We start from the raw sequence: 26,262 nt of genomic DNA on the forward strand, positions 1-26,262 counted from the left end.
GGGACTGTACCCGCATTCCCGGCCCCCTCCCCTCCCCGGCCGAAAGACAGGCCGAAGGTCATGGACGGCCCTGGCCCGACCCTCGCGAACATGTGCAATTCGGCACTTCTTGGCCCCCTTGGCCGACCTCTAGCGTCTTGGGTGTCAGGTTCGGCGACCGAGGAGGGACCACCCATGAGGAACGAATCGACGACGCTCCGCCAGAACGAGTGCCCCTACGTACGCCCCGACGTCCACCACGGCGACAGCGATGGAGGCGGCGGGACCAGCGAGGACTCCCGCGCGGCTCGACGCGGGAGTCCTCCGGGGCGGCCGGCGTCACCGCTTCATGTAGACGCTGTCCATGAAGTCGATGATCTGCTGGTCCGTCAGGTGCTGGCCCTCGCGGTGGCCCGTCGCCAGGTCCGCCTCGCTGATCATGCCGACCAGCCGGTCGCCGTCGATCACCGGGATGCGGCGGATCTGGTGCTGCTCCATCTTCTGGAGCACGGCGTCGATGCCGTCCTCGGCACGGACGCAGTGCAGGTGGCCGGCCAGTTCCACGGCCTTCGTGGTGGACGGGTCCTTTCCCTCCGCGATACATCGGACGATGATGTCGCGGTCGGTGATGATGCCCTTCAGCTTCTGGTCGTCACCACAGATCGGGAGGGCGCCGACACCCATGTCGCGCATCATCCGGGCGGCGTCGGCGAGGCTCTGTTCGGCGCCGATGCACTGGGCGCCGGGATGCATGATGTCTCGGGCAGTGGTCACGGGGACTCCTCCTCCGGGTCTTCCCCCGAGCACCGGGTGTTCCGGTGTTCCCACGCTATGCACGCCGCCGACGGTCCGCGAGCGCATCGGGCCCTGGGCTACCCGCGGTCACCGCCCGCCCCGGCTCCGGGCCGGTGCCGGGGCGGCGCGGCGGGCCGATACTGGGGGCGTGACGGAGGAGTCCGCCGGGGCGCCGCCCGGCACGGGGACGGCCGGCCACGACCTGGTCGACGAGGCGGTCCGGGTGCGGCCGGCCACGGCACTGCGCCCGTACGTGGCCTGGTACTCGGGCTACCGCCAGCGCGGTCTGCCGCCCGCCCTGCACCGCGGCCTGCCGTCCCCGTACCTGACCTTCATCCTGACCCTGGACGAGCCGATCACCATGGCCGGCCACCCGGACCCGGGACAGCCGCCCGGCCGGTACGCCACCCTGCTCAGCGGCCTGCACACGGCTCCCGCCCTGATCAGCCACGACGGCCGGCAGTCCGGCATCCAGCTCGCCGTCCACCCGCTGGCGGCCCGAGCCCTGTTCGGGCTGCCGGCCGGGGAGCTGTCCGGGCTGGACGTCCCGGCCGAGGCGGTGCTCGGGGCGGCGGTCGCGCACCTCCAGGAGGCGGTCCAGGAGGCCCGCGGCTGGGCGGAGCGGTTCGCGGCGCTGGACGGCGCGCTGCTGCGGCTCGCGCGACCGTCCGGCCAGGTGCCGCCGGAGGTCGTCCAGGCGTGGCACGCGCTACGGCGCAGCGGCGGGGTGCTGCCGGTGGCGGCGCTCGCCCGGGAGACCGGCTGGAGCGGGCGGCACCTGCTGGACCGGTTCCGCCGGGAGACCGGCCTCAGTCCCAAGGCCGCCGCCCGGGTGATCCGGTTCGACCGGGCCCGCCGGCTGCTGGCCGCACCCGGCCCGGCGCCCCGGTTGGCGGAGCTGGCGGCGAGCTGCGGGTACGCCGACCAGGCCCATCTGGCCCGCGAGTTCCGCGCGCTGGCCGGGTGTGCACCGAGCGTCTGGCTGGCCGAGGAGGGGCCGGGCGCGGCGAAGTTCCGAAACGTTCAAGGCGGGGCCACCGGGCCCGCGCCAGAGTGGGAGGCATGACGGCGGTCCGGCCCGGTGCCCGTCCGGAGCCGGTCACCGCACGACCCGAGGAGACACCCGCCATGGACACCAGCAGCACGGACAACACGGAGAGCGGAACGGCGCCCGCGCCGCAGGTCTGGCCGAGCCTGCGCGCCCGCGACGCCCGCGCGCTGATCCGCTTCCTGTCGGAGGCGTTCGGATTCGAGCAGGTCGTCGCCTACGGCGAGGGCGAGTTCGTGGCCCACGCGGAACTCGCCTGGCCGGAGGGCGGCGGGGTGATGCTGGGCTCCGACCGGCCGACGCCGGAGGGCGGCGAGCCCTGGCCCGGCGGCCCGGGAACGTTCACCGCGTACGTGGTCACGGCGGACCCGGACGCGCTGCACGCGAGGGCCGTCGCCGCCGGGGCGCGGATCACCACCGCACCGTTCGACACCGACTACGGATCGCGCGACTTCGCCGCCGCCGACCCGGAGGGCAACCACTGGTACTTCGGCACCTACCCGGGTGCCCCTCGACACCCGGCGGGCTGAGTCGTGGGCCCTCGCACGACACCCGAGGAGGCGCCGCCCGAAGACGCACCGCCCCGTGGCACCCAGCCCCGGGACATCCGGCCGCAGGGCACCCGGCCCGGCGGCGCTCCGCCGGACGCCCCGCCCGGCGGGCCGGTGGTGACGGTGGAGCGGCTGCGGGCCGTCTGCCTGGCGCTGCCGGAGGTGGAGGAGCGGCTCAGCCACGGCGAACCGACCTGGTTCGCCGGAGCCGGCCGCCGGGCACGGGTGTTCGCGATGCTCGCCGATCACCACCACGACGACCGTCTCGCGTTCTGGTGTCCGGCGGCCGCCGGAGCGCAGGAGTTCCTGGTCGCCGAGGAACCGGAGCAGTTCTTCCGGCCGCCCTACGTCGGCCACCGGGGCTAAGTCGGCGTCCGCCTCGACGTGGCACCGCTCGACTGGGAGCGGATCGAGGACCTGGTCGCCGACGCCCATGCCCTGGTGACCGGCCCAGCACCTTGACAATATTTTTAGGTCGGGGGACCTATTTTTACTCCATGACCTCTTCTCCGGACGCCCGCGTCCTCGCTCCCGCCACCGTCGACACGCTCACCCACGACCCGCAGGGGCCGGTGCTGCTGGTCGGCGGCTACGGGACGGTCGGCGCCGAACTCGCCCGCCTGGTGGCCGCCGACGAGCACCCCGTCCTGCTCACCGGCCGCTCCGTGGAACGGGGAGCGGCGCTCGTCCGCGACCTCGGCGGAGCCCCGCACGCCGAGGCCCGCCGCTGGGACCTCGCCGATCCGGAGCCGTTCGACGCCGCGGTCCGGGCCGTCGTGGGCGTGGTCAACGACCCCGACGACCGGGTGCTGCGGGCGGCGGCGGCCGGCGGCGTGCCGTACGCCGACGTCACCCGCTGGACCACCCGGCTCCAGCGCGCCGCCACCGTGGCCGCGCTGCTGCGCCCCACCGCGCCGGTGCTGCTCTCCTCCGCCTGGATGGGCGGCGTCGTCAGCCTGGTCGCCGCCGCGCTGGCGGAGCGGCTCGGCGGCGCGGACCGGGTGGAGACCGCCATCCGCTGGGACCTCGCCGACCGGGCCGGTGCGGACTCGGTCGAGTTCATGGACCGGCTGGGGCTGGACTTCGAGGTCGTCCGCGCGGGGCACCGGCGCACCGTCGCCCCGCTCGGCGACGTGGGCACCGTCCGGATCGGCGCCCGCCCCACCCGGGTGGCCCGGATCGACACGCCCGAGCAGTTCACCCTGCCGCTCACCCTCGGCGCCGGCACCGCCACCACCCGGATCGGCTTCAGCTCCGGCCTCAGCACCCGTGCCCTGCTGGCCGCCAAGCACACCGGCTTCTTCCGCTGGGGCCGGGGCGAGCGCTGGCAGTCCGCCCGCCGCGCCCTGCTGTACTCCCCCGGCGACGGCGGCACCGCGCTCCTGCGGATCGACGTCACCCGCGGCGACCGCACCCTCGCCTCCGTCGTCGAGGACCGCGCCGGCCAGGCCCACCTCACCGCCGTCGGCGGTCTGCTCGCCCTGCGCCGGGCGCTCGGCACGGACGGCTCGGCACCGGCCCCGGCCGGTGTCTCCTTTCCGGAGCAGACGCCCCGCCCCTCGCTGGTCCTGCCCGCCCTCGCCGCCCTCGGCGTCACGGTCGACATCCGCGCCGCCACGGGCTTGAATGCTGCCGCATGAGCCCCACACCCGGCGCCGGCACCCCGGCCCACCCCGCCTCGCCCGCCCCCGCCGGAACCGCCGGCCCGCCCCGGGGCCGGGCCCGCGGCCCGAAGGCGGCACGGATACGGGACACCACCCCACCCGACACCCCTGACCCCGACCGGGCCCCCGCCCCCGCCTCCCCCGGTCCGGCGCGCGGGCGGAAGGGGGCGGAGCGGCGGGAGGCGCTGCTCGACGCGGCGGAGGGCGTGCTCGTCGCCGAGGGCGGGCCGGAGCTGACGATGCGGGCCGTGGCGGCGGCGGCCGGGGTGCGGCTGGGCCACCTCCAGTACTACTTCCCCACCCACGCCGACCTGGTGGCGGCGGTGCTGGAGCGGGTGCTGCGGCGGTCGGCGGAGCGGTTGGCCCCGCTGCTCGGCACCGACGCCCCCGCCTCGGCGGTGGTGGGGGCACTGCTGGCGGAGCAGGAGGACGCCCGGCTGGTGCGGCTGTTCGCCGAGCTGTGGGCGCTGGCCGCCCGGGACGCGGCCGTGGCCGGTGCCGTCCGGGGGTTCTACGACGACTACCGCGAGCAGGTGGCCGCGTTCCTCGCCCGCCGCCGCCCCGGAATGCCGGAGGCCGAGCGGCGGGCCCGGGCCGGGGTGTTCGTGATGCTGGTCGAGGGCGCCTCGCTGTTCCGCTCCGGGGTGGCCGGCGAGCGCGCGCCGGACACCGACGAGACGCTGCTCCGCACCGCGCTGGACCTGATCGGGCCGTGACCCGCGCGGCCCGGAACGGCTCGCGCCACGCCCCCGCCGCGGGCAGACTGGCCGCAACGGACCCGGCCCGGCCGGGACGCGCGCAGCCTCGGAGGCGGCGATGCCGCAGATGGTGGTCGACGGGCGCACCCTCGCGCTCTCGCACCTGGACAAGGTGTACTACCCGCAGACCGGCACCCTCAAGGGCGAGGTGCTGCGCTACTACGCCGCCGTCCACACCGCGTTGCTGCCCCATCTGCACGACCGCCCGGTCTCCTTCCTCCGCACCCCGGACGGCGTGGCGGCCGAGGTCTTCATCGCCAAGAACCCGCCGCCCGGGACACCCCGCTGGGTGCGCACGGTCGAGGTGCCGAGCAGCAGCGGCGAGCTGCACCAGGTGGTGCTGGAGAGCGGCGCGGCCCTGCTCTCGCTGGTGAACCTGGGGTGCCTGGAGCTGCACGTGCCGCAGTGGCACGCCGCCGCGCCCGGGCTGGCGGACCGGCTGGTGCTGGACCTCGACCCGGGGGCCGGAGCGACCGTCCTGACCTGCCGCACGGTGGCCGGGATGCTGCGCGAGCGGCTCGCGGCGGACGGCCTGGAGGCCTGGGTGAAGACCTCCGGGGGCAAGGGCCTGCACCTGCTGGTGCCGTTGGAGCCGACACCGAGCGCGCAGGTCTCCGCCTACGCCAAGCATCTGGCCGCCGAGCTGGAGACCGCCCACCCCGACCTGGTGGTGCACACCATGGCGAAGGCCCGCCGGACCGGCCGGGTGCTGGTCGACTGGTCGCAGAACGCGGCGAAGAAGACCACCGCCGCCCCGTACACGGTCCGGGCGCAGCAGCGGCCGACGGTGTCGGCCCCGCTCTCCTGGGCGGAGCTGGACGAGGCCGGTTCGGCGGAGGACCTGGTCTTCACGATCGCCGACGTCCCCGGGCGGCTGACCGCGCACGGTGACCTGTTCGCGCCCCTCCTCGACCCGGCACGCGCCCGTCCGCTGCCCGCCGCCACCACGGCCGGCCCGGACCGCCCCGTCCGTCGGTCCCGTCCGGCCCGCGAGGTCCCGGCGGCGGACCGGGCCGAGGCTCCCCCGCCCGCGCCGCGCCACGCCGCCGCCCACGCCCCCGCCCGGGACCCGGTGGTCCTGGAACCCCCCGTGGAGGTGATGCGCCCGGCGGCGGTGCCCGCCGTCCCGCCGGCGGACGGCCTCGGCGGCTCCGGAGTGGTCTACGAGCTGAAGCTGGACGGGTTCCGCTGCGTGGCCTTCGCCCGCGGTCCGGAGCGCCCGCCGTTCCTGCAGTCCCGCTCCGGGCGGGACCTCACCGCCGAGTTCCCGCCGATCGCCGCCGCCGTCGCCCGGCTGCCGGCCGGGCTGGTGCTGGACGCGGAGCTGGTCGCCTGGCGCGGCGGGCGGTTCGCCTTCGAGGAACTGCTGCGCACCCGCCGGGCCCGGGCCGCCGACGACGTGGCGCTCGGGCTGGTCGCCTTCGACGTGCTGGCCCTGCCCGGCCGGGACGTCCGGGGGCTGCCGCTGGCCGACCGGCGGCGCCTGCTGCTGGCGGCGCTGGCCGACGTCCCGCCCCCGGTCCAGGCCGTGCTGGCGACCACCGACCGGGCCGAGGCGCTGACCTGGATGGAACGACTGGCGGACACCGGGGTCGAGGGGCTGGTCTGCAAGGCCGCCGGCTCCACGTACCGGGCCCGCGGCGCCGGGCGGGTCTGGGTGAAGTACCGGCGCGGCGACACCGTGGACGCGACCGTGCGCGCCGTCACCGGGCCGCCCGCCCGCCCGCGGGCGGTGGTCCTGGAGCTGGACGACGGCCGGGTCCTGCTCTCCTCGCCCCCGCTGTCGCCGCCCCAGTCCCGGCAGGTCGCGGAGGCGGCGGCCGGGCGGCTCGGCGCGCCCGTCCACGATCCGCAGTACGGCTCCGTCCGCCCGCTCGGCACCCCGTTGCGCGCCGAGGTCACCGTCACCGGACGGCCCCCGACGGCGCTCTTCGTCCGGCTGCGCGGCGACTGAGCCCCGCCCACGCCCGGGCCGCACGCCGCAGCGGCGCAGCGGCGCAGCGGCGCAGCGGCGCAGCGGCGCAGCGCACCGGAGCCACCCACCGTGACCCGACACCGAGGGAGCGCCACCCATGGAGCCCACCCCCAGCCCCGGAGCCACCGACCCCCACGACGGCGCGGCCGTCCGCGACGACGCGCCCGTCCACGTGGTCGGCCGGATCGGCGTCGACTTCCGCTCCGAGGCCCGCCGCGACGGCTTCCGCCGACAGCTCGGCGAGGCGGACCCCGACGGGCCTCCCCCGGACCCCGGGGACGTCCGGCAGCTGTACGACCACCTCGTCCGCAACCCGTGGGCCGCGTCCCGGCTGACCTGGACGCTCTCGCTCGACAGCACGCCGGTCTACGCCCTGGAGGCCGAAGCCGCCGTGGCGATGGACTGGTCCGGCCCGCTCCCCGGCCCCGAACCGGGCGGGAGCGAGGAGGAACGGCTCGCGCTGCTGCGCCGGATCGCCGCCGCCCCGCCGGTGCACCCCGTGCACCGGGCACTGCGCGACACCCTGCTCGGCCAGTCGCTCCCGGCCGGGGACCCGGGCCGCATCGCCCGGCTCACCGTGCCCGGGCGGCTCACCGGCCGCTCCGCCCGGCTGTTCTCGGGCGAGGTCGTGCCGGTGGTCCGGGTGAGCTCGGTCGGGCTGGCCCGCTGGACGGAGACCCCGCTCATCGCTGCCGCCGTGGCCGCCGTGCACACCGCGGAACGGCAACGCCACCACGACCTCGACCACGACCGGGTGACCGAGCACCTCCGCGCGCTGCTCGACAGGGTCTACCGCCACCTCCGCAACCCGGGCCGCAGTGCCGCCGAGCGGGCCCTGAACCACGCCGTGACGGAGTCCTTCCTGAGCGGCGGCCTGCTCGGCGAGGGCCCGCTCTCCGCCGCCCTGGTGCCCGGCGGCCCCGAGGAGGGCCCCGCCCCGCCCCGCCTCTACACCCTGGAGGCGATCACCGTCGCCAGGACCCCGCGCTGCCGGGCGGGCTCCGACTGCCAGGACGTGATGATCCGCTTCTCCGACCCGGACGGCGAGCGACGCGCCCCCGTCACCTACGTCCACACCATCGACGTGAGCGACGAGCTGCCGGTCAGCCTGGCACCGGTGCACCGCTTCCTCGGCTGACCTCCCCCGACCCCACTTGACCTCCCCCGACCCCATCGACCCCTCGACCCCGCCGCACCACCGGCCTGAGCGTCACGCTGCCGGTCCACCACCTCCCCGGCCGGCCTCGTCCGGCGCCGCCACGTGGCGGGAGGGGGCCGCCTCATGCGCGACCGGCCAGGGCGGGTGCGGGCCGCCGAGCGGGTGGGTGTGGGCCAACTCCGTCACCAGTGCCTCGTTGAACGCCGGGAGGTCGGCCGGCCTCCGGCCGGAGACGAGCGCCCCTGGCCCGTCCCGGCAGACGTGGACCGGTTCGTCGACCCAGAAGGCGCCGGCGTTGACCAGGTCGGTGCGGATGCTCGGCCAGGAGGTGAGGGTGCGGCCGCGCACCGCGTCCGCCTCGATGAGCGTCCACGCACCGTGGCAGATCACCGCGACCGGCCGGCCGGTGGCGGCAAGCTCGTGCACGAAGGCGACGGCCGCCCGGTGCAGCCGCAGCGCGTCGGGATTGGCCACACCGCCCGGCAGGACCAGCGCGTCGTAGCCGGCCGGCTCCGCCACGCCGACCACGTCGTCGACCGGGAAGGTGTCCGCCCGGTCCAGGTGCCGGAACGCCTGGACGCGTCCGGGCCGGGTGGACACCAGCCGCGGCGTGCCGCCCGCCTCGGCGACGGCCTGCCACGAGGAGGTCAGTTCGGCCTGCTCGACGCCCTCGGGCGCGACCAGGAAGGCGACCGTGCGGCCGGTGAGGGCGACGAACTCCACCCGGCTCACCCCCGCCGCCGTCCTCCCCGTCCGGCCTCCGCCACCCGCGCGTAGTGCGCGTCCAGCACGGCCCGGCCCTCCCGCGACAGGCCGTGGACGGCCGGCTCGCGGCCCGCCCGGTCGATGGCGGCGGGCGGCGGCGCCGAGCGCACCCGGGCCCGCGGGCAGTCGAGGTGGACGACCAGCTCCAGGTGGTCGATCCGGGAGACCAGCCCGACCGGCACCAGGACCGGGGCGCCCGGCACCCACGGCCGGGTGTCCACCAGCAGGTGGTCGCCGGCGTCCTGGTCGACGTGGCCCAGCGGGCCGTCGGTCGCCTCGACGTCGTAGCCGACCAGGGTCAGGTCGGCGGCATGGTGGGAGCCCGGGCGGTACTCCCACAGATCGGTGGTCATCACAACTCCGGGTGGTCACATCTCCGGGTGGTCCCACGGCCGTCGCTCGCGGCGGTCCGGACGGTCCCGGCGCTCGTCCCGGCGGCCGTCGCCGTCCGCGGGCTCCCCCGGCCACCCACGGCTCCGCGGCTCCCGGTACCCGCCGTCCAGCAGGTCGTCCGCCGTCTCCGCGCCGCCGCGCCGACGGTGGTGCAGCAGGGCCGAGAGTCCGGCCGCCAGCGCGACGCTGCCGACCCAGACCACGGCGGCCGCGATCGCCATGGTCGCGGTGGGCTTGCGCACCGCGACGCTGAGGCAGATCGCCGACATCACCAGTGCGGTCATCAGCACCCCGACCGGCACCCGGCGGCCGAGGCCGCACAACGCGCTCCCCAACCGGCTCGGGCGTTTCGCACCCATGGTGCTCAATCGCCGGTCGAGCCGGGTGTCCCGACGCAGTTCACCCTCGATCTCGGCCAGGAGCCGACGCTCCCGTCCGCTCAGCGCGGGTCCGTCCATCTCGGTCACCTCCGGCACTTCCGGTGACGACGTCCTCCCGTCCGGGCGAGTGCCCGGCGGGGTGCGGGCTAGCCGCTCCGGCCCGCGGAGGCGGTCGAAGCGGTCGGACGGCGGTCACCGAACGCCCGGGGCCGGGCGAGCAGGCTGTCGTCCAACGCGCGCAACAGGGCCGCGGCGTCGCGGTGCACCTCGACGGCGCCCGCCGCCCGCAGCTCGGGTGCGGTGGCACCGGCGCCGAGCACGGCGACGCAGGCCACCCCGGCCCGGCACGCGGCCCGGACCTCGGACGCGCTCCCGGCGACGAACACCGCGTGCGCGGGCTCGCCGTCCACCAGGTCGAGCGCGGCCCGGACCGGGTCGTGGCCGGGATCGGTCACAACGAGCGCGGGCGCCTCGGCCGGCCCGGGGGCGGTCAGCACCACGGTCCACCCGCGGGCGGCGCACTCGCGCGGCAACTCGGCGGAACCGTGTGACGTTCCACGCCAATCGGCCCCGAAGAGTGCCGCCGAGATGACCGTCATGGCCCACCGTTCCCGTTCCGCACCACGCACCGGGCGCGCCCTTCCAGGTTAGGCCCGCACCCCTCACCCCGCCCCCTGCCCACCCGGGGCGGGGGCGCGGACACGCCGGGACCGCGCGGCCCCAGCCACCGGAACTGCCCGCCGGGACCGGTGTGCTCAGGCGTCGGGCCCGGTGGGCCAGGGGTCGGTGGCGAGGCGGGCGTGGAGGTGTTCGTCGTGGTGGAGGCCGTCACCGAAGCGGAAGGAGGCCCGGAGGGTGCCTTCGAGGGGGAAGCCGCAGCGTTCGGCGACGCGGCAGGAGGCGGGGTTGTCGACCGCGTGCGCGAGTTCGATCCGGCGGGCACCGGCGGTGTCGAAGCCCCAGCGGGTGATCGCCCGGGTGGCCCGGGTGACGATGCCGCGGCCGCGGGCGGACGGGAGCAGCCAGTAGCCGACCATGGCGAGGCCGTCGGCGCGGTCGGTCCACCGCAGGGCGATGGTGCCGAGCAGTTCGGCGTCGGCGGCGTCCAGGATCGCGAAGTAGCCGAGGCTGCCGTTCTCCCAGCCCGCGGCCCAGCGGTCGATGGACGCCTGCGCCTGGACCAGGTCCGAGGCGCGCAGCGGGTTCCAGAGGGCGATCTCCGGATCGGCGGCCGCCTCGGTGAGCCGTGCCACCGCGCCGCCCCGCACCTCCAGTCCGGGCCCCCACGGACGCAGCACGAAGTCGCCCAGGTCGAGCGTGGCCGGGACGAAGGCGCGGCTGTCGGCGGGCGGTTCGGTGACCGGGGCGGTGACCGGTGTGGTGACCGGTGCAGTGACCGGGGTGGTGGCAGGTGCGGTGACCGGGGTGGTGGCAGGTGCGGTGCTCATACGATCTTCCTACCTCCCGCTGTCCTCACCGGCAACGGATTTGTCGTCGCCGGAGGACCGGTGCGGCCGCGGGCCCGGCGCGACGGCGGCACCGGGTGGCCGGGGCCCGGGGCCGCCGCCGCACCGGGGGCGTCAGATCCGGGCGAGGTAGCCGTTGTCCACGAGCCAGAGCACGTTCAGCCGGTCCGGGCCGTTGGGGACGAGGGCGGCGTCCAGCTGGTACTGCAGGCCGTAGCCGGGCTGGCCGAACCAGGGCGCGATCGGGCCCGCGTGCACCCGGAGGGGCTTCAGCACCTTGTAGTCGTGGTAGTTGCAGGTCGCGGCCGGGTTGCTGTCCAGGCTCTGCGGCGGGATCGAGCGGCTGGCGTAGGGCAGGCCCTCGGGGGCGAGGAAGGAGCCGTACTCGCTGCCGTAGCGGTCGATCCGCTGGTTCGGGTAGAGGGTGATCTCGAACTCGACCGGGGTGCCGTCGGGCAGGGTGACGTAGCCGTTGGCGGGCGGGTAGATCCAGCCCGGGCTGCCGTTGTTGGCGGTGGGGCTGTGGTAGGTGGCGAGGAACTTGTCCTCGGCGAGGCCACCGGTGCGGTGGTAGCCGATCAGCTCGCGGCCGACCGTGCCGGTGGTCGGCAGGTCGGCGGGGCCGAGGCGGGGGTCGCCGTGGAAGTCCGCCGTCGAGCACTCGCCGGACGGGGTGGCGGCCGCCCCGGCGGCGAGGGCCGGGGTGGTCGGGGCGAGCAGGGCGACGACCGCGGCGAGCGGCACGGCGAGCAGGCGAAGGCGCACGTCTTCTCCGTCGTGAGGTGATGGCGATGGGGGGCGGGCCGGAGCGCGATCCGTCACCCTCCGCGTCCGGGCCGACACCAGGCAAGCGGATCATCTGACCGTGCGTCAACCACAGGAGCCCACAACGGATCCGGATCCCCCGGTTTCGGCCAACCGCGCACGCCAGGCTCCGGGGGCGCGCACACTGGAGGGTCGCGCCCCCAGCCTCGGACCCGGCGCAGCCGCCGCAACCAGCGGCGGACCGTGCCGGAGCCGCCGGACAACGCATCAGTTCCATTGACAGCCGCCCGGGCCGGCCCGATCCTCGCCGATACGGCCCGGCCACCGGCCACGGCCGCTCGACGACCGGGGGTGGTCAGCGATGACGGACCAGTGCGCCGCGCGGCGGATGCCGACGTCGATCCGGCGGGCGGTCGTGTGCGTGTGGATCCACGCCGCGCTCAGCGGCTGCTCGGGCCTGCTGCTGCTCGGGGCCCTCGGCCGGAACCAGGGCGACGAGGTCGCGCTGGTGCGCTTCGTCGCGATGACCTCCGTGCTGCTCGCCCTGCTGCTCGGCACCTGCGCGGGCCTCGCCTCGCGCCGGGCCGCCTGGACCAGGACGACGGTGGCCGTGATCGAGGCGCTGTCCGTCGCCGCCGGGGTGCTCCTGGTGGTGACCGGCTCGTTCGCCGCGCTGGCCGGCATCGCCCTCGGCGGCTTCGTGCTGCGGGCGTTCCTGTCCGCCGACGGACGCGCCTGGTTCAGCGACTAGGGAGAGCCCGACGGTTCGCACCGGACAGGCGTGCGACGGAGACCGCACGGCGGGCCCCCGTTCCGCGACGAAACCTTCCACGCGCCCGAACCCGCTGCGGCCCGGGCGAGGAGTCCGGACTGCTCGGTCAATCCTCCGGCCGAAGCTGCTGACGAGCGGCCCCAGGCCGCTGGTCACGGTCGGGCGCGAACAACTCTGGACGTGACTCGTGAGCTGAACACCCGGGGGCACCCCCGGCCGGCGGGCGTCGGGCGGGGGCGCGCGGAACGGTCCCCCTGCGGCGCGGGGTCAGCCCCGGCTGCTGGGGGCCAGGCGGCCGAGGAGGTGCAGCAGGCGGTCGAGCGCGTCGCGGGAGTTGGGCTCCGTCAGGTTGACCATCAGCCGGAACGCCGCCCGCAGCAGGGCCGGGCTGCTCAGTCCGGCCGCCCCGGCGGCGCCCACCAGACGCGGGCGGCTCAGCGCCGCGGCGGCGAGCCGGCCGAGCGCGAAGTAGCCGTCGTAGGCGGCGCGCAGCGCCTGCGGGTAGGCGCGCAGGGCGAGGTCGCGGCCGCGGTCGGTGCGCCGGGCGAGGGCCTGGACGATCGCCTCGGCGGCGTACCGGCCGGACTCCATCGCGTAGGCGATGCCCTCCCCGGTCGCCGGGCTGACCGTGCCGCCGGCGTCCCCGACCAGCAACAGGCCGTCGGCGTAGTGCGGTCGGCGGTTCAGCCCCATCGGGAGGGCCGAGCCGCGGATCGGCTCGGTGACGGCCTCGGGGTGGTAGCCGTACTCGGCCGGCAGGTCCTCGCACCAGCGCCGGAGCAGGTGCCGCCAGTCCACGTCGCGGGGCACCGCGCCGGTGTCCACGACGCCCAGGCCAACGTTGGCGGTGCCGTCGCCCATGCCGAACACCCAGGCGTAGCCGGGCAGCAGCCGGCGGGCCGGATCGGCGAGGTCACGCAGGTCGAGCCAGGCCTCCAGGTAGCGGTCCTCGTGGCGCGGGGTGGTGAAGTAGGTGCGGTAGGCGACGCCCATCGCACGGTCGGTGCGCCGGTAGCGCTGCATCGCCAGGGAGAGCCGGGTGGAGTTGCCGTCGGCGGCGACCACCAGGGGTGCCCGGTAGACGACGGGCCGGCGTTCCTCGCCGAGCCGGGCGGTGACGCCGGTGATCCGGCCGGTCCGTTCGTCGAGCACCGGGCCCGCGACGTTGGCCCGCTCCACCAGGCGGGCGCCGGCCGCGGCGGCGCGGCGGGCGAGCAGTTCGTCGAAGTCGGCGCGGCGCCGGACCAGCCCGAAGCCCGGGAAGGCGGACAGCTTCGGCCAGTCGAGTTCCACCCGGCGCCCGCCGGCGACGATCCGCAGGCCTCGGTTGTGCAGCCAGCCGGCGGACTCCGAGACGTCGATGCCGAGGTCGATCAGCTGCCGGACGGCGCGGGGGGTCAGGCCGTCGCCGCAGACCTTCTCGCGGGGGAAGGCGGACTTCTCCAGCAGCAGGACGTCCAGGCCGGTGCGGGCCAGGTGGTAGGCGGCGGTGGAACCGGCCGGGCCCGCGCCGACCACGATCACATCGGCCGCCTCCGCACCGTTCCCGGCCGCGTCGGCCGCGTCGGCCGCCTCGGCCGCCTCGGCGACGGCGGCGGCGGGGGCGGGGGCCTCGGCGCTGCCGGGCGCGGCGGCGGCCTCCGGCTGGGCGGGACGGGGGGTGGACGGCTGCTGTGCTGGGCCGGGCATGCGGCGCTCCCACGGGTGTCGGTCCTGCGGCGGACTCGGTGGATTCGGCGGATTCAGCGGACACAGACGATATGGACCGCGAACGCCCCGTCGAACCCGACACGCGGGCATCGGACGCCCCGCCCGGCTCCACCGGCCCGATCCGGCACACCGGTCCCTCACATCCGGGTGACCGAATCGTTGCGTTGGACTTGTCGGACAATCGGCTCCGCTCCGTCGCAATTCGGCCAAACCTTCCTTGCGGGGCCGGACCCGCTGCGGGATTTTGATGCGTCTCGTCCGCCGACCGCCGTCGGCTGAGGGCTCCCACCTCCCCGCGCGGTCCCTCGGGACCGCCGACTCCCGTTGGACACAGCCATGCGCATTCGCTCCACCGCGGCGAGATCCCTCGTCGCCGTCCCCGCCGTCGCCGCCCTGCTGATCGCCGCCCCCGCCGCCGAGGCCGCCCCCGGTGGCCAGGCCGCGAAGGGCAACAACGGCACCGTCAAGATCCACGACTCCGCCACGGGCGAGGAGTCCACGAACAACGAGCCCAAGGTCTGCACCTTCTACCTGGACTCGTTCGGCTTCGACCCGGGGCAGGACATCGTCTGGACGATCGCCCGGATGCACGGCGACAAGGAGACCGCCGTCGTCTACGGCGACATCCCGGTGGACGGCAAGGGCCACGTCCGCACCGAGGACATCAACCTGCCGGACGGCCAGTACAAGCTGTACTGGGAGGCGATCGAGCTGGAGCGCGGCAAACTGCCGGCCACGCCGCCGAAGCTCAACCACCCGAAGCAGAAGGTGTTCAAGGTGGACTGCGGGGGCCGCACCCCCACGCCGACCGCGACGCCGACCCCGACGGCCACGCCCACCAAGCCGGCCCCGGTCCCGCCGCTCCCCACTCCCACCGGCCCGGCCACCACCCTGCCGGTGCCGACGTCGAGCACCACCCCGTCGGCGACCCCGAGCACCACGCCGACCGTGACGCCCACGGTGACGCCGAGCGCCACCCCGACCATCACCCCGTCGGCGACCCCGAGCGCCACCCCGACCGTGACGCCCACGGTGACGCCGAGCGCGACTCCCAGCACCACGCCGACCCAGCCGGCCTCCCCGAGCCCGACGGTCCCGGCGACCGTCCCGCCGACCATCACACCGACGGGCTCGCCGACCGCGGTCCCGTCGGCCACGCCGAGCACCGACCCGTCGCCGTCCGCCACCGGCTCGGCGAGCCCGTCGGCGACGCCGTCCACCACTCCGAACCCGGCCGCCACCGGCTCGGCGAGCCCGTCGGCGACGCCGACCGGCCGGGCCACCGCGCCGGCCCCGAGCGGTTCGGCCGCCCGGCCGACCGCGACCGTCCCGGTGCACACCGCCGCGCCCGGCACCGTGATCGACCCGGCCAACCCGCTGATCATGCCGACCGAGGTCAGCGTGCCCACCCCGATCGCCGGAGCCGCCCCGGTCGGCAAGGACCTCGCGTCCACCGGTAGCGACGGCAGCACCCTGCTGATGGCCGGCGCGGGCACCGTCCTGCTGCTCGGCGGCGCCGGCGCCGTCGTGTACACCCGCCGTACCCGCCGCTCCTCCTGATCCGGCGCACCCGGACACGCGGACGGGCCGGTGACCCCGAGGGTCACCGGCCCGTTCGCGTGTCCGCCTCCAGCAGCAGAGCAGCGGGGAGGAGTCTCAGGGCGTGATCGCGAGTTCCACGTAGGCGGCCAGAATGGCCAGGTGCACCGCGCCCTGGAGCGGCGTCGCCCGGCGCGGGATGACCGTCAGCGTGCCGACCACGATGGTCAGCGTGAGCAGCACCAGGTGGGAGGAGTCCAGGCCCAGCACCAGCGGCCCGGAGAGCCAGTACGAGGCGACGGCCACGGCCGGGATGGTCAGGCCGATGCTCGCCAGCGCCGAGCCGAGGGCCAGGTTCAGGCTGGTCTGCACCCGGTTGCGCTTGGCCGCGCGCAGGGCGGCGATGGTCTCCGGCAGCAGGACGAGCAGTGCGATGACCACACCGACCACCGAGTTCGGCAGCCCGGCCGACTCGACCGCCGACTCGATGGTCGGCGACACGCCCTTGGCCAGACCGACCACCGACACCAGGGCCACGCCGAGCAGGGCCAGGCTGACGACGGTGGCCCGCCGGGTCGGCGGCTCGGCGTGGTCGTCCTCCTCGACGACCTTGCCCTCCGGGGTGACCGGCAGGAAGTAGTCCCGGTGACGGAAGGCCAGGGTGGACACGAACAGGCCGTAGAGCACCAGCGAGGCGGTGGCCGCGAAGGCCAGCTGGGCGGGCGAGAACTGCGGGCCGGGCGAGCTGGTCGTGAAGGTCGGCAGGACCAGGCTCAGGGTGGCGAGGGTGCCGATGCAGGCCAGCGCCGCCCCCGTCCCCTCCGCGTTGAAGACCGCCACCCGGTACTTGCTGGCGGCCACCACGATGGACAGGCCGAGGATGCCGTTGCAGGTGATCATCACCGCGGCGAACACGGTGTCCCGGGCGAGCGTCGCCGCCTTGTCGCCACCGTCCAGCATCAGGGTGACGATCAGCGCGACCTCGATCACCGTCACCGCGACCGCGAGCACCAGGGAGCCGAACGGCTCCCCCACCTTGTGGGCGATCACCTCCGCGTGGTGCACGGCGGAGAGCACCGCGCCCGCCAGGAACAGCGACACCACGCCCACCACCCAGCCGGGGAGTTCGCGGTGCCAGGTCAGGGCCAGGACGGCGAAGGCCAGCAGCGGCACGACGACGGTCCACTGCGAGACGACTGGTCGGAGCTTGGTGAACATGCCGCCGAGCATCCCATCCGGAAGCACAGGTTCCGTGGCGACGCCACCGGGGAGGCCACGGATGTGGCCGACCTCATGACCCGGCCACCGTACTCCCGCCGTATTCCGCGAGGTAGGTGAGGACCCTTCCGACGTGCGGTTTCACCCGATCGGGTACGCCGCCGGCGTCGGCGACGGTCTTGTCGCTCGTCCGGTAGCCGGCCGTCACCAGGGCGGGCAGGTCGGCGGAGGGGTAGCCGCGCAGCTTGAAGCGCTGGGCGAGCCAGCAGACGTAGCCGCCCATCGAGGCGATCGCGTCGTCCGGGTCGAGGTAGTCCTTGACGCCGTCGTGGTCGCCGTCCTGCGCCCAGGCGTTGAAGACCGTGGGCGTCCACATCGCCACGCCGTACTCCCCGCTCCGGGTGTCGGCCGCGGCCGGGTCGAACCCGGACTCCGCCTTGATCATCGCGGCCAGCAGCACCGGGGTCACCTCGGGCTCAGGGCAGCGGCGGGACGCGTCCTCGATCGGACCGCGCAGCGCGACGGGGACGTCGGCGTCCGGCGGGATCGCCCCGGCCGGCGCCGCACCGCGCCCCGGCGGGGGCGCCCCGGCCGCCCGCGGCCCGGCGAAGGCGCCGGAGACGGCGGGCACCCGGACGGAGGGCTCCGGCGCGCCGGTCAGCGCGAGCAGGGCCGCCGCCCCGGTGAGCAGCGCCGCCGCGCCGACGGCCGTGCGCCGGGCCCGCCGCGGCCGCGCGGAGGCCGGGGCGGACGACGGCCCCGGGACGGACGCGTCGTCACCGAGCGCGTCCGCGAGCAGCGCCGCCAGGTCCACCTCCGCCCGCCGCCGCCGGTCGGCCGCCAGACAGGCGGTGACCAGCGGCCGCCACCGCCCGGGCAGGGCGGCGTCCAGGCGCAGCGGTGCGCTGCCGCGCGCGTACGCCAGGGCGGCGAGCGAGCGGGCCCGGGCGGTGGCGCCGAGGAACGGGTGCAGGCCGCCGGTGAGCAGCTGGTGGGCGAGGACGCCGAAGGCCCACAGGTCGGCGCTCGGGCGCAGCGCCACGCCGTGGGTGCCGGTCCGCTGGGACCACCACTCGGGCGGCACGTGGTCGGGCGAGCCGAGCGGCGGGGCGTAGGCGTGGGTGCCGTCCAGTTCGGCGGTCAGGCCGAAGTCGGCGAGCTTGGCGGTGCCGTCGGGCATCAGCAGGACGTTGGCGGGCTTGAGGTCGCCGTGCACCCAGCCGGCGGTGTGCATGTGGCGCAGCCCGGCGGCGACCTCGGCGAGGAGCCGGCCGGCGTCCGGGACGGGGTGCGGCGGCCGGGTGGCGGCCAGGACGTCCTGGAGGCTGCGCTCGGCGCGCTCCATCACCAGGGCGAGCGCGCCGTCCAGGGCCGGGTGGGCGGGGTCGGCGAGGGTGACCGCGGCGAGGGTGCGGATCAGGTGGGGGTGGTCGGCGCGCCGGCTGAAGCGCATCTCGCTGCGGGCGAGCTGGAGCATGGTGTCGCGCTGGCCGGGGCTGAGCCGGCCGGGGTGGAGGAACTTGACGGCCACCTCGTCGGGCCCGCCGCCGGCCACCGCGTCCGGGCCGGCGACGGGAACCGCGTCCGGGTCGCGGCGGGCGGCGTGGACGCTGCCCCAGCCGCCGGCCCCGATCCGCTCGCCCACCCGGTAGCCCGCGACCGGGTAGCCGGGCGGCACCTCGAAGGCGGGTCCGCCGTCCGGTGGTCCGGCCGGGTGCGGCCGCGCCGCGCGCGCTGCCACCCTCGGATCACCCGCCGCGCCGGGGCGGGAGCAGCACCAGGTGCTCCTCCCGCACGAGGTCGAACCGCAGGGCCAGCGCCACGAGTTCCTCCCGTTTGCCGCCCGGATCGGCCGGTTCCACCGGGTCGCGCAGCCGGAGTTTGCTGCCGACCAGGTAGTCGATGTGGTAATTGACCGCCGAGCGGCTGAGGTCCCGGCAGGCGGGCAGCTCGCGCAGCCGCGCCACCACCTCGGTCGCGCCGGGGACGACGGCCGCGGAGGGCGAGCGCAGCCTCGGCTCGCAGAGCGCCAGCAGCACGAGGAAGTACTTGGCGGTGGGATCCAGGGCGAACGGGCTGACCGTGCACTCGCCGTCCGACTCGGCCGACCCGGCGTCCAGGTAGGCGTGCTGGGGGGCGAAGACCTTGAACGCCACCGGTTCGCCGTGGGCGGGCAGCAGGATCCGGGAGATCTCGAACGGGACGGGCGCGCCGAGCCGTCCGGGCGCGACCTTGACGTGTTCGCCGGCGCCTTCGAGGTTCTCGACGACGTAGGTGGCGGTGGCGCTGAAGTTGGAGAGCCGCCAGTAGTCCTCGGCGGCGGTGATCTCGCCGGCGCGGCGCGACACGCCCGGGTCGGGGATCGGCACGGCGGGCGGGCGGCCGGGTTCGCCGCGCCCGAACGCGGCCGTGTCGCCCGGCCCGAGGTGCAGCAGGGCCGGACGGCCGGGCGGGGCGCCGCGCGGCGGCCTCGGCAGCCGGGCGAAGCGGCGCTCGGACGGGGCGGTCGGACGGGGATCGGGCAACTGCACGATGACCGTGGTCATCCAGGTCACCTCCGTGGGTCGGCCCGATCGTAGCCGTCCGAACCACCCGTCGGCGCCAGGCCACCCGGACGAGTGAACGGCGCGTCGTGGCGGGCAAGTTGCCGGGGGGCGCCGGACCATCGGGACCGGGGCCGTCCGTACCGGGGCGCCGGACGGCCGACACCTGACGGTAACCGCCACGTCACTGGCGCGATCGCATTGGGTAGTTGAACGGTCACCATGAGTGTGATGCAGCACACATAGGGCATGTCACGGATTTGTGCAAGACTCATCCCACAGAGTGAGATTCCCTTCCATTCCAAGGAGGTTGACATCATGCGCGCTCGGATCGCAGCCCTGATGGTGGCGGCAGCAGGGATCACGGCGGCCACGATACTTCCGGCCACAGCCGCGGCCCCCACGCCCGAGACCGGTGCCGTCGCGTGCGCGACGGTGCTGAACCAGCCCTGCGTCTGGCAGCAGCGGGACGGCGCGGGCGGCGTCGTCGGCATGGCCCAGGTCTCCGCCGACGCCGGCCAGTTGACGGTCGTCAAGGTCGAGGTGCGCACCCAGCGCGCCTGGGGCAGCCCGTGGCTGACGGCCGCCTCCGCGACCACCGTCACCCGGGGCTCCGCCCGGGCCGTGACGCCCCGCGTCGTCACCACGGACCTCATGATGGTCTGCGCCACCGCGGGCCCCGCCCTGGAGGCGGCGCAGCAGGTGACCACCTGTACCGGCCCGTTCTGACACCCCGTCCGATGACGGGGAACTGACGGGCCGGTGCCTCGCGCGCACCGGCCCCGGCCGGCCACCGGGTCCGCAACCGGTGGCCGGCACCGCCCCGGCCACCCCGCCCGCCCCCTCCCGCCATGACCCTGCCCCGCCGCGACCCGGCCCCGGCGGCCCGGCGGCTCAGCGGTGGCGGCCCGCCAGCCAGGCGTCGAAGGCCTCCAGCGCGGGCGCCGGGTCGCGGCGGCCGACGCCGATCCGGAACCGGTCGGCGGGCGCCGGGGTCAGCTCCGAGCGGAACACGGAGGCCGGCAGCAGCAGGACGCCCGCCTCCTCGACCAGCCCGGTGCAGAACGCCTCGACGCCGTCCGCGCCGAGGTAGCGCGGGTAGGCGACGCAGCCGCCGTCCGGAGCGCGCCACTCGAAGAGGTCGGCGTGGCGGGCGAAGAACGCGTCGAAGAGCGGCAGGTTGGCCGCGACGATCGCCCGGTTGCGGGCCAGGATCGTGTCGCGGGCCTTGACCGCGATCCGGGCGAGGACCTCGCCGGGCGCGGAGTTGCAGATCGTGGTGTAGTGCTTGGCGCGCTCCAGGCGGACGCGCAACTCCCGGTCGCGGCAGACGATCCAGCCGATCCGCAGGCCCGGCAGGCCGAGCGACTTGGAGGTGACGTCGAGCGACAGGGCGCGCTCGGAGAGGTCCGCCGCGCGCGGCAGGGCGCGGGCCGGGTCGCGCTCCAGGCCGCGGTAGACCTCGTCGCTGAACAGGTGGATGCCGCGTTCGTCGCAGAGTTCGGCCAGCCGGCGGAAGTCGGCGGCGTCGATCACCTTCCCGGTGGGGTTGTTGGGGAAGTTGACGGACAGCACCCGGGTGGTGGGGCGCAGCGCGGCGACGACGGCGTCGAGGTCGAGCGCCCAGTCGCGGCCCGGGTCGAGGGCGACGCCGGTGACCTCGCAGATCGAGAGCGGAACGGTCTCGGCGGACTGGTAGTTGGGGGTGACGACGACGGCGTGGTCGTCGGGGCCGAGCAGCACCTGCATGGCCAGGTTGAGCCCCTCCTGCGCGCCGCCGAAGCAGATCACGTCCTCGGGGCCGGCCAGCTCGTACATGCCGGCGACCGCCTCCCGCAGGCCCGGGTCCCCGAAGGTCTCGGTGTAGCCGAGGGCGAGGGTCTCCCAGGCCCGCCGGTCCCCGGGGTCCGCGAGGTCGAGCAGTTCGGACATCGCCATGGTCTGCGCGTCGGAGGCGGTGAGGTGGTGGCGGGCGGTGAACTCCCAGCGGGAGAAGTACGTTTCCAGCCGGAAGTCGGGGAGCCTGGTCATGGTGGTTCTCGTTTCTGGGTCGACTCGGCGGGGTCGGTGCTACGGCTGCGCGGGCCCGGGCGGGTCGCGCAGTTCGGCGAGCAGGGTGTAGACGGTGGAGCGGGACACCTTGAGCGCCGTCGCGACGGCCGGGACGGCGCGGCGGACGGCGAGCACCCCGGCCCGGTCGAGTTCGCGGAGCACGGCGAGCCGGTCCTCGCGGCCGAGCCGCTCCAGGGGGCGTCCGTGGGCCCGGACGTAGCCGCCGATCACGTCGTTCATCCGCTCGGTCCAGTCCTGTTCGAAGAGCGGTTCCGGGCGCGGGGCGGTCGGCGCGGCGAAGGCGGCGAGCAGCGCGGAGGCGTGCTCCAGCGGCCCCCGGTCGAGGTTGACGCACAGCACGGCGGCGGGCCGGCCCGCCTCGTCGCGGAGCACGGCGCTGACCGAGGAGAGCCGGCGGCCGTCCGGCAGCAGCTTCGGGTACGGGCCGTAGACGTCGGGTGCGGCCTGGTCGAGCCCGTCGAGTTCGCCGAGCAGCGAGGGGTCGCCCGGCCCGCGGCCGCCCATCGGGTTCCAGATGGCGAGCACCTCGTCACGGACGGCGTCGTGCAGCACCACCTCGGCGTAGGGGCCGAGCAGCAGTGCGACGGCCTGGCAGGCGGGGGCCCAGGCGCGCAGGCGCGGATCGGGGGTCTCGGTGGTCACTTCTGGACTGTACGTCCAGCCTGGACGTTTCGTCCAGCGCCGGTGCGGCGGCGGGCCCGCCCACGGGGTTCGTCCGCCCCGGGAGCGGGCCCGCCGCGCCGGACCGGCTCAGTCGCAGGTGACCGCGAGGAGCGCGACCCTGCACGTGCGGCTCGCCGTGTCGTTCGCCGCGACCGGGTCGGCCGGGGCGCCGGAGGTGCGGGCGGCGGTGACGGTGAACGTCCGGCCGAGGTTGGCCAGCAGGCCCACCTGGAGCGTGAGGTGGCGGGTGGTGCTCGCGCCGGCGGCCAGCGGGGCGGTGAGCGCGCAGGTCAGCCGCCCGGCGGCGACGGTGCAGTCGGTGCTGGTCGCGACGAGCCCGGCGGGCAGGGCGGCCTCGACGGTCGCGGCGGTCACCTCGCCGGGTCCCCGGCCGGTGAGGGTCAGCGTGTAGTCGACGCGTCCGGCGAGCAGGCCGGACCCCGGGGCGGCGGAGAGCGCGACGGCGAGGTCGGCGGCGGGCGCCTGGTAGCCGAACCGGTCGGCGGCCGTGACCGCGCTGGTGCCGCCGGGCGTGGTGACCCGGACGTCGACCGTCCCGGCGGCCGCCGCGGGCGGCGCGGTGGCGGTGCAGGAGGTCGCGGTGCAGGAGAAGGAGGCGGCGTCGCCGGCGGCGCCGAAGCTCACGGCGGTGGCGCCGGCCAGGTCGGTGCCGGTGACGGTGACGACGGTGCCGCCGGCCTGCGGGCCGCTCGCGGGGCTGATCCCGGTGACCGCGGGCACCGGCAGCGGGAAGGCGAGGACGCTCACCGCTCCGCCGTCGAAGTCGGCCAGGTAGCCGCGCCGGGAGTCGGGCGCGAGCGCCAGCGTGAACGGGCTCGCCCCCACCGGGACGGTGGCGGTGACGGTGCCGCTCGCGGCGTCGAGCACGCTGAGCGTGCCGTCGGCGTAGTTGCTCGCGTAGACGGAGCGGCCGTCGGGGGCCGCGGCGACCGCGTACGGGTTGGCGCCGACCGGGACGGTCGCGGTCAGGGCCAGGGTGGCGGTGTCCACCACGCCGACGGTGGAGTCCGCGCCGTTGCCGGTCCAGAGCCGGGAGCCGTCGGGGGCCAGGGCGAGGCCGAAGACGCCGTGGCCGACCGGTATCGAGGCGCTCACGGTGGCGGTGGCGGTGTCGATGACGTCGACCCGCTGCCCGCCGGAGGCCGCCACGTACACCCGCCCGCCGTCGGGGGCCACGGCCAGCCCGTGCGGTTCGGCGCCGACCGGGACGGTGGCGGTGACGGTGCCGCTCGCGGTGTCGAGCACGCTGACCGTGTCGGCGTCCGCGTTGCTCACGTACGCGCGGGCGCCGTCGGGGGCGACCACCACGCCGAAGGCTCCGGCGCCGACCGGGACGGTGGCGGTGACGGCCGAGCTCACGGTGTCCACCACGCTGACCGTGCCGGTGAGGTGGTGGGTGAGGTAGGCGTGCCCGCCGTCGGGCGCGAAGGCCACCGCGTAGGAGCCGGTACCGGCGGTGAACGTGCCGGTGACCGCGCCGGTGGCGGTGGACAGCACGGTCACCGTGCCGCTGCTCTGGCTGGTCACGTAGGCCCGCCCGCCGTCCGGCGCGAGCGCGACGCCCGCCGGGTACGGCGCGACGGCGACGGTGGCCGTCACCGTGGGCGGCACGGTGACGGCAGCGGCGGCGGCGGGCTGGGCCAGCAGCGCGGCGGTGGCCGCGCCGACGGCGGCCACCGCCGTCCAGGAGCGGCGCGGGGAGGGACGTCTGGTCAACGGGGTCTCCAGGCTCGTCGGAGGGACGGGCGGTCCCCCCGGGTCGCCCGAAGCGTAGAGGCGGGCCTGACGGATCATCAGCGGATGACCGGGATTGTCATCAGCCGTTCAAATTCGGGCAGATGGTCACCATTCGAACCTTCGTCGGCCACCGGGGGCCGCCGAGGGCCATCGAGGACCGCCGAGGACCGCCGGGCACCGGCCGGGGGAAGCCGAAAACGGGCGGGCGCACAACGCTCGTCCGGACGGCGATCGTTTCCGGCCACTACACTCCTGCGCAGGAGACCCGGTACGCAGGAGACCGGTACGCGGGACGGCGGGAGGAACGGCGACGATGGCCGAGGACGGACGGGCCGAGGTGCCCACCCGCACCCTGGTCGAGGGCATGGTCCGGGCGGACGGCACCATCGACGCCGGCGAGCTGTACGGCGTCGCGGGCGAGCTCGGCATGACCGACCAGCAGGTGCGCCTGTGCATCAAGCGGATGGCGGCCGACGGCCTCCTCGTCCAGGAGGGCCGCGGCCGGCGCGCCGTGCTGCGCGAGACCGACCGGGCCCGCCGCTCCGCCGAGCCGGAGGCCGGGTTCGTCCGCCACATGTACGCCCAGGACGCCGGGCTCGCCCCGTGGGACGGCCGCTGGCACCTGGTCGCCTTCGCCGTCCCCGAGGCCGCCCGCACCGCGCGGGACGCGCTGCGCGAAGCGCTGGTCCGGCTCGGCGGCGCGGCCCTCCAGGGCGGGCTCTACGTCAGCGCCAACACCTGGGAGGCCCTCGTCGAGGCCGAGGCCGCCCACCTCGGCGTCCGGGACTGCGTCACCCTGCTCACCAGCACCGACCTGTGCATCGCGGGCGAGGACGACCCGCCCGCCCTGGCCCGCCGGCTCTGGCCGCTCGACGACCTCGCCGCGGGCCACCGCCGGCTGGCCGCCCTGGCCGCCGCGCGCCTCGCCCGGCTGACCGCCCCGGACCCGGCGGACGCCCCCGCCCGGATCGAGCGGCTCGCGATCGCCGTCGAGCTGGCCGCCGAGTTCACCCGGGCCACCGCCGACGACCCACTGCTCCCGCCCGAGCTGCTTCCCCGGCCCTGGCCCGGCGCCGAGGCCCGGGCGCTCACCGCCGACTGCTGGCGTCTGCTGCGCCGCGGCGGGCGGGACGCCCCCGAGCCCGGCCCCCGGTTCTTCCAGCGGTACGACGAGGTCATGACCGAGATCACCGGCGAGCCCCGGACGGCCTGAACGGCCGCCGGGGCACGGCCGGACGGCCCGGCGCCCGACGACTCGGCGCCCGGCAAGCAGGTGCCCGGCACACAGGTTCCCGACGACTCGGCGCTTGACGACTCAGCGCTTGACGGCCACGCCGCCGTACATCGCGATGTCCTGGTCGCGCACCCGCGCGGCCCCAGGCTCCGGGCGCCAGTGGTGGACCAGCGTGACGCCCGGGTCCAGCAGCTCGTAGCCGTCGAAGAACGCCAGCGTCTCGGCCCGGTCCCGGATCTGCAGCGGAATGCCCCGGGCGTTGTACTCGCGGCCCACCCCGCCGACGCCGACCGGGTCGGTGTCGCCGGTGAAGACGGTCAGGGCGAGGAAGCTGCCGGGCGCCAGGTGGTCCATCAGCCGGCGCACGATGCCCTGCGGGTCGTCCTCGTCGAGGACGAAGTGCACGATGGCGATCAGCGAGAGCGCCACCGGCTGCGTGAGGTCGAGGACCTCGCGCAGCCGCGGCGCGTGCACGATCGAGTCGACGTCGCGCAGGTCGGCGTCCAGGTAGGCGGTGCGGCCCTCCGGCCGGCTGGACATCAGCGCCCGGGCGTGGGTCAGCACGATCGGGTCGTTGTCGACGTACACCACCCGTGAGCTCGGCGCCACCTCCTGGGCGATCTCGTGCACGTTCGGCGCGGCGGGGATGCCCGCGCCGATGTCCAGGAACTGCCGCACGCCGTGCTCCTCGGCGAGGTGGCGGACCACCCGCTCCATGAAGCCCCGGGTGGTCCGCATCGAGGTCGGCAGCGCCGGCCAGGCCTTGACCGAGGCATGCGCGGCGGCCCGGTCCGGCTCGAAGTTGGTCTTGCCGCCGATGAGGTAGTCGTACACACGTGCCGAGTGCGGGACGTCCATCCGGAGGTCCACCCCCGTCCAGCCGTCCTCGCCCCGTCCGCCCGTCCGCTCCCCCGACACCCGGTCAGCGCGCGCCATGCCCACCCCTCCGTACATCCCCGTTGATGTTCCGTCCGTGCTCCGTCGGCGCGCCCGGCCCGCGTCGGCTCCGCAGGCTCCGCGCCTTGGTGCGCATGGTAACCGTAACCCGGGGAAG

Annotated in this window: 25 protein-coding genes and 2 pseudogenes; 12 read left to right on the top strand and 15 right to left on the bottom strand. The window is 76.1% G+C overall.

Annotated elements, in window-relative coordinates; all coding sequences use genetic code 11:
* Positions 1–318: 318 nt before the first annotated feature.
* On the bottom strand, positions 319–753 hold the full coding sequence (locus tag ACFVVL_RS12885; RefSeq protein WP_380291788.1) for a CBS domain-containing protein: 435 nt from the start codon (positions 751–753) through the stop codon (positions 319–321).
* 169 nt (positions 754–922) lie between these two features.
* On the opposite strand from ACFVVL_RS12885, the gene ACFVVL_RS12890 reads away from it, so the two are divergent.
* From ACFVVL_RS12890 to ACFVVL_RS12925, 8 genes and pseudogenes are all read left to right on the top strand, one after another.
* Positions 923–1,840, top strand: coding sequence for a helix-turn-helix domain-containing protein (locus tag ACFVVL_RS12890; protein WP_387674122.1), 918 nt, complete (start codon positions 923–925; stop codon positions 1,838–1,840).
* Between the two features lie 62 nt (positions 1,841–1,902).
* Positions 1,903–2,352, top strand: a complete 450-nt coding sequence (locus ACFVVL_RS12895; RefSeq protein WP_380291792.1) for a VOC family protein — start codon at positions 1,903–1,905, stop codon at positions 2,350–2,352.
* Positions 2,353–2,355: 3 nt separating this feature from the next.
* Positions 2,356–2,739, top strand: a complete 384-nt coding sequence (locus tag ACFVVL_RS12900) for a hypothetical protein (RefSeq protein WP_387674126.1) — start codon at positions 2,356–2,358, stop codon at positions 2,737–2,739.
* A 131-nt stretch (positions 2,740–2,870) separates the two neighbouring features.
* On the top strand, positions 2,871–4,013 hold the full coding sequence (locus tag ACFVVL_RS12905; protein WP_387674129.1) for a saccharopine dehydrogenase: 1,143 nt from the start codon (positions 2,871–2,873) through the stop codon (positions 4,011–4,013).
* Positions 4,010–4,753 (top strand): TetR/AcrR family transcriptional regulator, encoded by a 744-nt coding sequence (locus tag ACFVVL_RS12910; RefSeq protein ID WP_387674131.1) that lies wholly within the window; start codon positions 4,010–4,012, stop codon positions 4,751–4,753. Before ACFVVL_RS12905 ends, ACFVVL_RS12910 begins: the two co-directional genes overlap by 4 nt.
* 100 nt (positions 4,754–4,853) lie before the next feature.
* Positions 4,854–5,735: pseudogene (gene ligD / locus ACFVVL_RS12915) on the top strand (non-homologous end-joining DNA ligase); the annotation flags it as partial.
* Positions 5,736–5,894: 159 nt separating this feature from the next.
* Positions 5,895–6,749: a hypothetical protein gene (locus ACFVVL_RS12920; RefSeq protein ID WP_387674512.1), complete on the top strand. Its 855-nt coding sequence runs from the start codon at positions 5,895–5,897 to the stop codon at positions 6,747–6,749.
* 118 nt (positions 6,750–6,867) lie between these two features.
* The gene (locus ACFVVL_RS12925; protein WP_387674134.1) at positions 6,868–7,908 is read left to right on the top strand and encodes a hypothetical protein; all 1,041 of its coding nucleotides are present in this window, start codon (positions 6,868–6,870) and stop codon (positions 7,906–7,908) included.
* A 192-nt stretch (positions 7,909–8,100) separates the two neighbouring features.
* Here the strand turns inward: ACFVVL_RS12925 and ACFVVL_RS12930 are convergent.
* The 6 genes and pseudogenes from ACFVVL_RS12930 to ACFVVL_RS12955 form a co-directional block, all read right to left on the bottom strand.
* Positions 8,101–8,661, bottom strand: a pseudogene (locus ACFVVL_RS12930) (type 1 glutamine amidotransferase domain-containing protein); the annotation flags it as partial.
* Positions 8,658–9,047: a hypothetical protein gene (locus ACFVVL_RS12935; protein WP_387674137.1), complete on the bottom strand. Its 390-nt coding sequence runs from the start codon at positions 9,045–9,047 to the stop codon at positions 8,658–8,660. The gene ACFVVL_RS12935 and the pseudogene ACFVVL_RS12930, both read right to left, overlap by 4 nt.
* 15 nt (positions 9,048–9,062) lie before the next feature.
* Positions 9,063–9,545 (bottom strand): DUF3040 domain-containing protein, encoded by a 483-nt coding sequence (locus ACFVVL_RS12940; RefSeq protein WP_380291803.1) that lies wholly within the window; start codon positions 9,543–9,545, stop codon positions 9,063–9,065.
* Between the two features lie 68 nt (positions 9,546–9,613).
* Positions 9,614–10,000 (bottom strand): HAD family hydrolase, encoded by a 387-nt coding sequence (locus tag ACFVVL_RS12945; protein ID WP_387674140.1) that lies wholly within the window; start codon positions 9,998–10,000, stop codon positions 9,614–9,616.
* Between the two features lie 222 nt (positions 10,001–10,222).
* Entirely contained in the window at positions 10,223–10,915 is a 693-nt protein-coding gene (locus tag ACFVVL_RS12950) for a GNAT family N-acetyltransferase (protein ID WP_387674143.1), read from the bottom strand.
* A 132-nt stretch (positions 10,916–11,047) separates the two neighbouring features.
* Positions 11,048–11,698 carry a TNT domain-containing protein gene (locus tag ACFVVL_RS12955; protein WP_387674146.1) on the bottom strand — a complete coding sequence of 217 codons (651 nt, stop codon included), beginning with the start codon at positions 11,696–11,698 and terminating at the stop codon, positions 11,048–11,050.
* Between the two features lie 361 nt (positions 11,699–12,059).
* Here ACFVVL_RS12955 and ACFVVL_RS12960 point away from each other — a divergent pair, with 361 nt between their 5' ends.
* A complete protein-coding gene (locus ACFVVL_RS12960) occupies positions 12,060–12,449 on the top strand; it encodes a hypothetical protein (protein WP_380291811.1) in 390 nt (129 codons plus the stop codon).
* Positions 12,450–12,737: 288 nt separating this feature from the next.
* Here the strand turns inward: ACFVVL_RS12960 and ACFVVL_RS12965 are convergent, their stop codons facing one another.
* Entirely contained in the window at positions 12,738–14,159 is a 1,422-nt protein-coding gene (locus tag ACFVVL_RS12965; RefSeq protein ID WP_387674149.1) for a geranylgeranyl reductase family protein, read from the bottom strand.
* 357 nt (positions 14,160–14,516) lie between these two features.
* Between ACFVVL_RS12965 and ACFVVL_RS12970 the strand changes: the two genes are divergently transcribed.
* Positions 14,517–15,740, top strand: coding sequence for an LPXTG cell wall anchor domain-containing protein (locus tag ACFVVL_RS12970; protein WP_387674151.1), 1,224 nt, complete (start codon positions 14,517–14,519; stop codon positions 15,738–15,740).
* 96 nt (positions 15,741–15,836) lie between these two features.
* On the opposite strand, the gene ACFVVL_RS12975 is transcribed toward ACFVVL_RS12970, so the two are convergent.
* The 3 genes from ACFVVL_RS12975 to ACFVVL_RS12985 all read right to left on the bottom strand — a co-directional run bounded on the left by ACFVVL_RS12975 (position 15,837) and on the right by ACFVVL_RS12985 (position 19,483).
* The gene (locus tag ACFVVL_RS12975) at positions 15,837–16,937 is read right to left on the bottom strand and encodes a calcium:proton antiporter (RefSeq protein ID WP_380291817.1); all 1,101 of its coding nucleotides are present in this window, start codon (positions 16,935–16,937) and stop codon (positions 15,837–15,839) included.
* 73 nt (positions 16,938–17,010) lie between these two features.
* Complete coding sequence (locus tag ACFVVL_RS12980) at positions 17,011–18,678, bottom strand: serine/threonine-protein kinase (RefSeq protein ID WP_387674154.1); 1,668 nt, start codon at positions 18,676–18,678, stop codon at positions 17,011–17,013.
* Between the two features lie 7 nt (positions 18,679–18,685).
* The gene (locus ACFVVL_RS12985) at positions 18,686–19,483 is read right to left on the bottom strand and encodes a serine/threonine protein kinase (protein WP_387674157.1); all 798 of its coding nucleotides are present in this window, start codon (positions 19,481–19,483) and stop codon (positions 18,686–18,688) included.
* Positions 19,484–19,915: 432 nt separating this feature from the next.
* On the opposite strand from ACFVVL_RS12985, the gene ACFVVL_RS12990 reads away from it, so the two are divergent.
* Entirely contained in the window at positions 19,916–20,209 is a 294-nt protein-coding gene (locus ACFVVL_RS12990) for a hypothetical protein (RefSeq protein ID WP_387674160.1), read from the top strand.
* Positions 20,210–20,374: 165 nt separating this feature from the next.
* Here ACFVVL_RS12990 and ACFVVL_RS12995 read toward each other — a convergent pair whose 3' ends face one another.
* The 3 genes from ACFVVL_RS12995 to ACFVVL_RS13005 form a co-directional block, all read right to left on the bottom strand.
* Positions 20,375–21,511: an aminotransferase class I/II-fold pyridoxal phosphate-dependent enzyme gene (locus ACFVVL_RS12995; protein ID WP_387674163.1), complete on the bottom strand. Its 1,137-nt coding sequence runs from the start codon at positions 21,509–21,511 to the stop codon at positions 20,375–20,377.
* Positions 21,512–21,550: 39 nt separating this feature from the next.
* Complete coding sequence (locus ACFVVL_RS13000) at positions 21,551–22,195, bottom strand: transcriptional regulator (protein ID WP_380297340.1); 645 nt, start codon at positions 22,193–22,195, stop codon at positions 21,551–21,553.
* 108 nt (positions 22,196–22,303) lie between these two features.
* Complete coding sequence (locus tag ACFVVL_RS13005; protein WP_387674166.1) at positions 22,304–23,953, bottom strand: beta-propeller fold lactonase family protein; 1,650 nt, start codon at positions 23,951–23,953, stop codon at positions 22,304–22,306.
* A 334-nt stretch (positions 23,954–24,287) separates the two neighbouring features.
* Here ACFVVL_RS13005 and ACFVVL_RS13010 point away from each other — a divergent pair, with 334 nt between their 5' ends.
* Entirely contained in the window at positions 24,288–25,187 is a 900-nt protein-coding gene (locus ACFVVL_RS13010; RefSeq protein WP_387674169.1) for a PaaX family transcriptional regulator C-terminal domain-containing protein, read from the top strand.
* A gap of 102 nt (positions 25,188–25,289) precedes the next feature.
* On the opposite strand, the gene ACFVVL_RS13015 is transcribed toward ACFVVL_RS13010, so the two are convergent.
* Positions 25,290–26,066 (bottom strand): SAM-dependent methyltransferase, encoded by a 777-nt coding sequence (locus tag ACFVVL_RS13015; RefSeq protein WP_380297348.1) that lies wholly within the window; start codon positions 26,064–26,066, stop codon positions 25,290–25,292.
* Positions 26,067–26,262 lie beyond the last annotated feature (196 nt).

It is taken from the genome of Kitasatospora sp. NPDC058115 (genome assembly GCF_042884635.1).
In the GTDB taxonomy this organism is placed as follows: domain Bacteria; phylum Actinomycetota; class Actinomycetes; order Streptomycetales; family Streptomycetaceae; genus Kitasatospora.

What these genes read in the sequence shown, in the direction of transcription:
- ACFVVL_RS12995 (WP_387674163.1), bottom strand. Translation starts at nt 21,511, where the DNA reads ATGACCAGGCTCCCCGACTTCCGGCTGGAAACGTACTTCTCCCGCTGG.
- ACFVVL_RS12965 (WP_387674149.1), bottom strand. Translation starts at nt 14,159, where the DNA reads ATGCCCGGCCCAGCACAGCAGCCGTCCACCCCCCGTCCCGCCCAGCCG.
- ACFVVL_RS12940 (WP_380291803.1), bottom strand. Translation starts at nt 9,545, where the DNA reads ATGGACGGACCCGCGCTGAGCGGACGGGAGCGTCGGCTCCTGGCCGAG.
- ACFVVL_RS12985 (WP_387674157.1), bottom strand. Translation starts at nt 19,483, where the DNA reads ATGACCACGGTCATCGTGCAGTTGCCCGATCCCCGTCCGACCGCCCCG.
- ACFVVL_RS13010 (WP_387674169.1), top strand. Translation starts at nt 24,288, where the DNA reads ATGGCCGAGGACGGACGGGCCGAGGTGCCCACCCGCACCCTGGTCGAG.
- ACFVVL_RS12970 (WP_387674151.1), top strand. Translation starts at nt 14,517, where the DNA reads ATGCGCATTCGCTCCACCGCGGCGAGATCCCTCGTCGCCGTCCCCGCC.
- ACFVVL_RS12920 (WP_387674512.1), top strand. Translation starts at nt 5,895, where the DNA reads ATGCGCCCGGCGGCGGTGCCCGCCGTCCCGCCGGCGGACGGCCTCGGC.
- ACFVVL_RS12910 (WP_387674131.1), top strand. Translation starts at nt 4,010, where the DNA reads ATGAGCCCCACACCCGGCGCCGGCACCCCGGCCCACCCCGCCTCGCCC.
- ACFVVL_RS12960 (WP_380291811.1), top strand. Translation starts at nt 12,060, where the DNA reads ATGACGGACCAGTGCGCCGCGCGGCGGATGCCGACGTCGATCCGGCGG.
- ACFVVL_RS12905 (WP_387674129.1), top strand. Translation starts at nt 2,871, where the DNA reads ATGACCTCTTCTCCGGACGCCCGCGTCCTCGCTCCCGCCACCGTCGAC.
- ACFVVL_RS13015 (WP_380297348.1), bottom strand. Translation starts at nt 26,066, where the DNA reads ATGGACGTCCCGCACTCGGCACGTGTGTACGACTACCTCATCGGCGGC.
- ACFVVL_RS12935 (WP_387674137.1), bottom strand. Translation starts at nt 9,047, where the DNA reads ATGACCACCGATCTGTGGGAGTACCGCCCGGGCTCCCACCATGCCGCC.
- ACFVVL_RS12925 (WP_387674134.1), top strand. Translation starts at nt 6,868, where the DNA reads ATGGAGCCCACCCCCAGCCCCGGAGCCACCGACCCCCACGACGGCGCG.
- ACFVVL_RS12895 (WP_380291792.1), top strand. Translation starts at nt 1,903, where the DNA reads ATGGACACCAGCAGCACGGACAACACGGAGAGCGGAACGGCGCCCGCG.
- ACFVVL_RS12950 (WP_387674143.1), bottom strand. Translation starts at nt 10,915, where the DNA reads ATGAGCACCGCACCTGCCACCACCCCGGTCACCGCACCTGCCACCACC.
- ACFVVL_RS12975 (WP_380291817.1), bottom strand. Translation starts at nt 16,937, where the DNA reads ATGTTCACCAAGCTCCGACCAGTCGTCTCGCAGTGGACCGTCGTCGTG.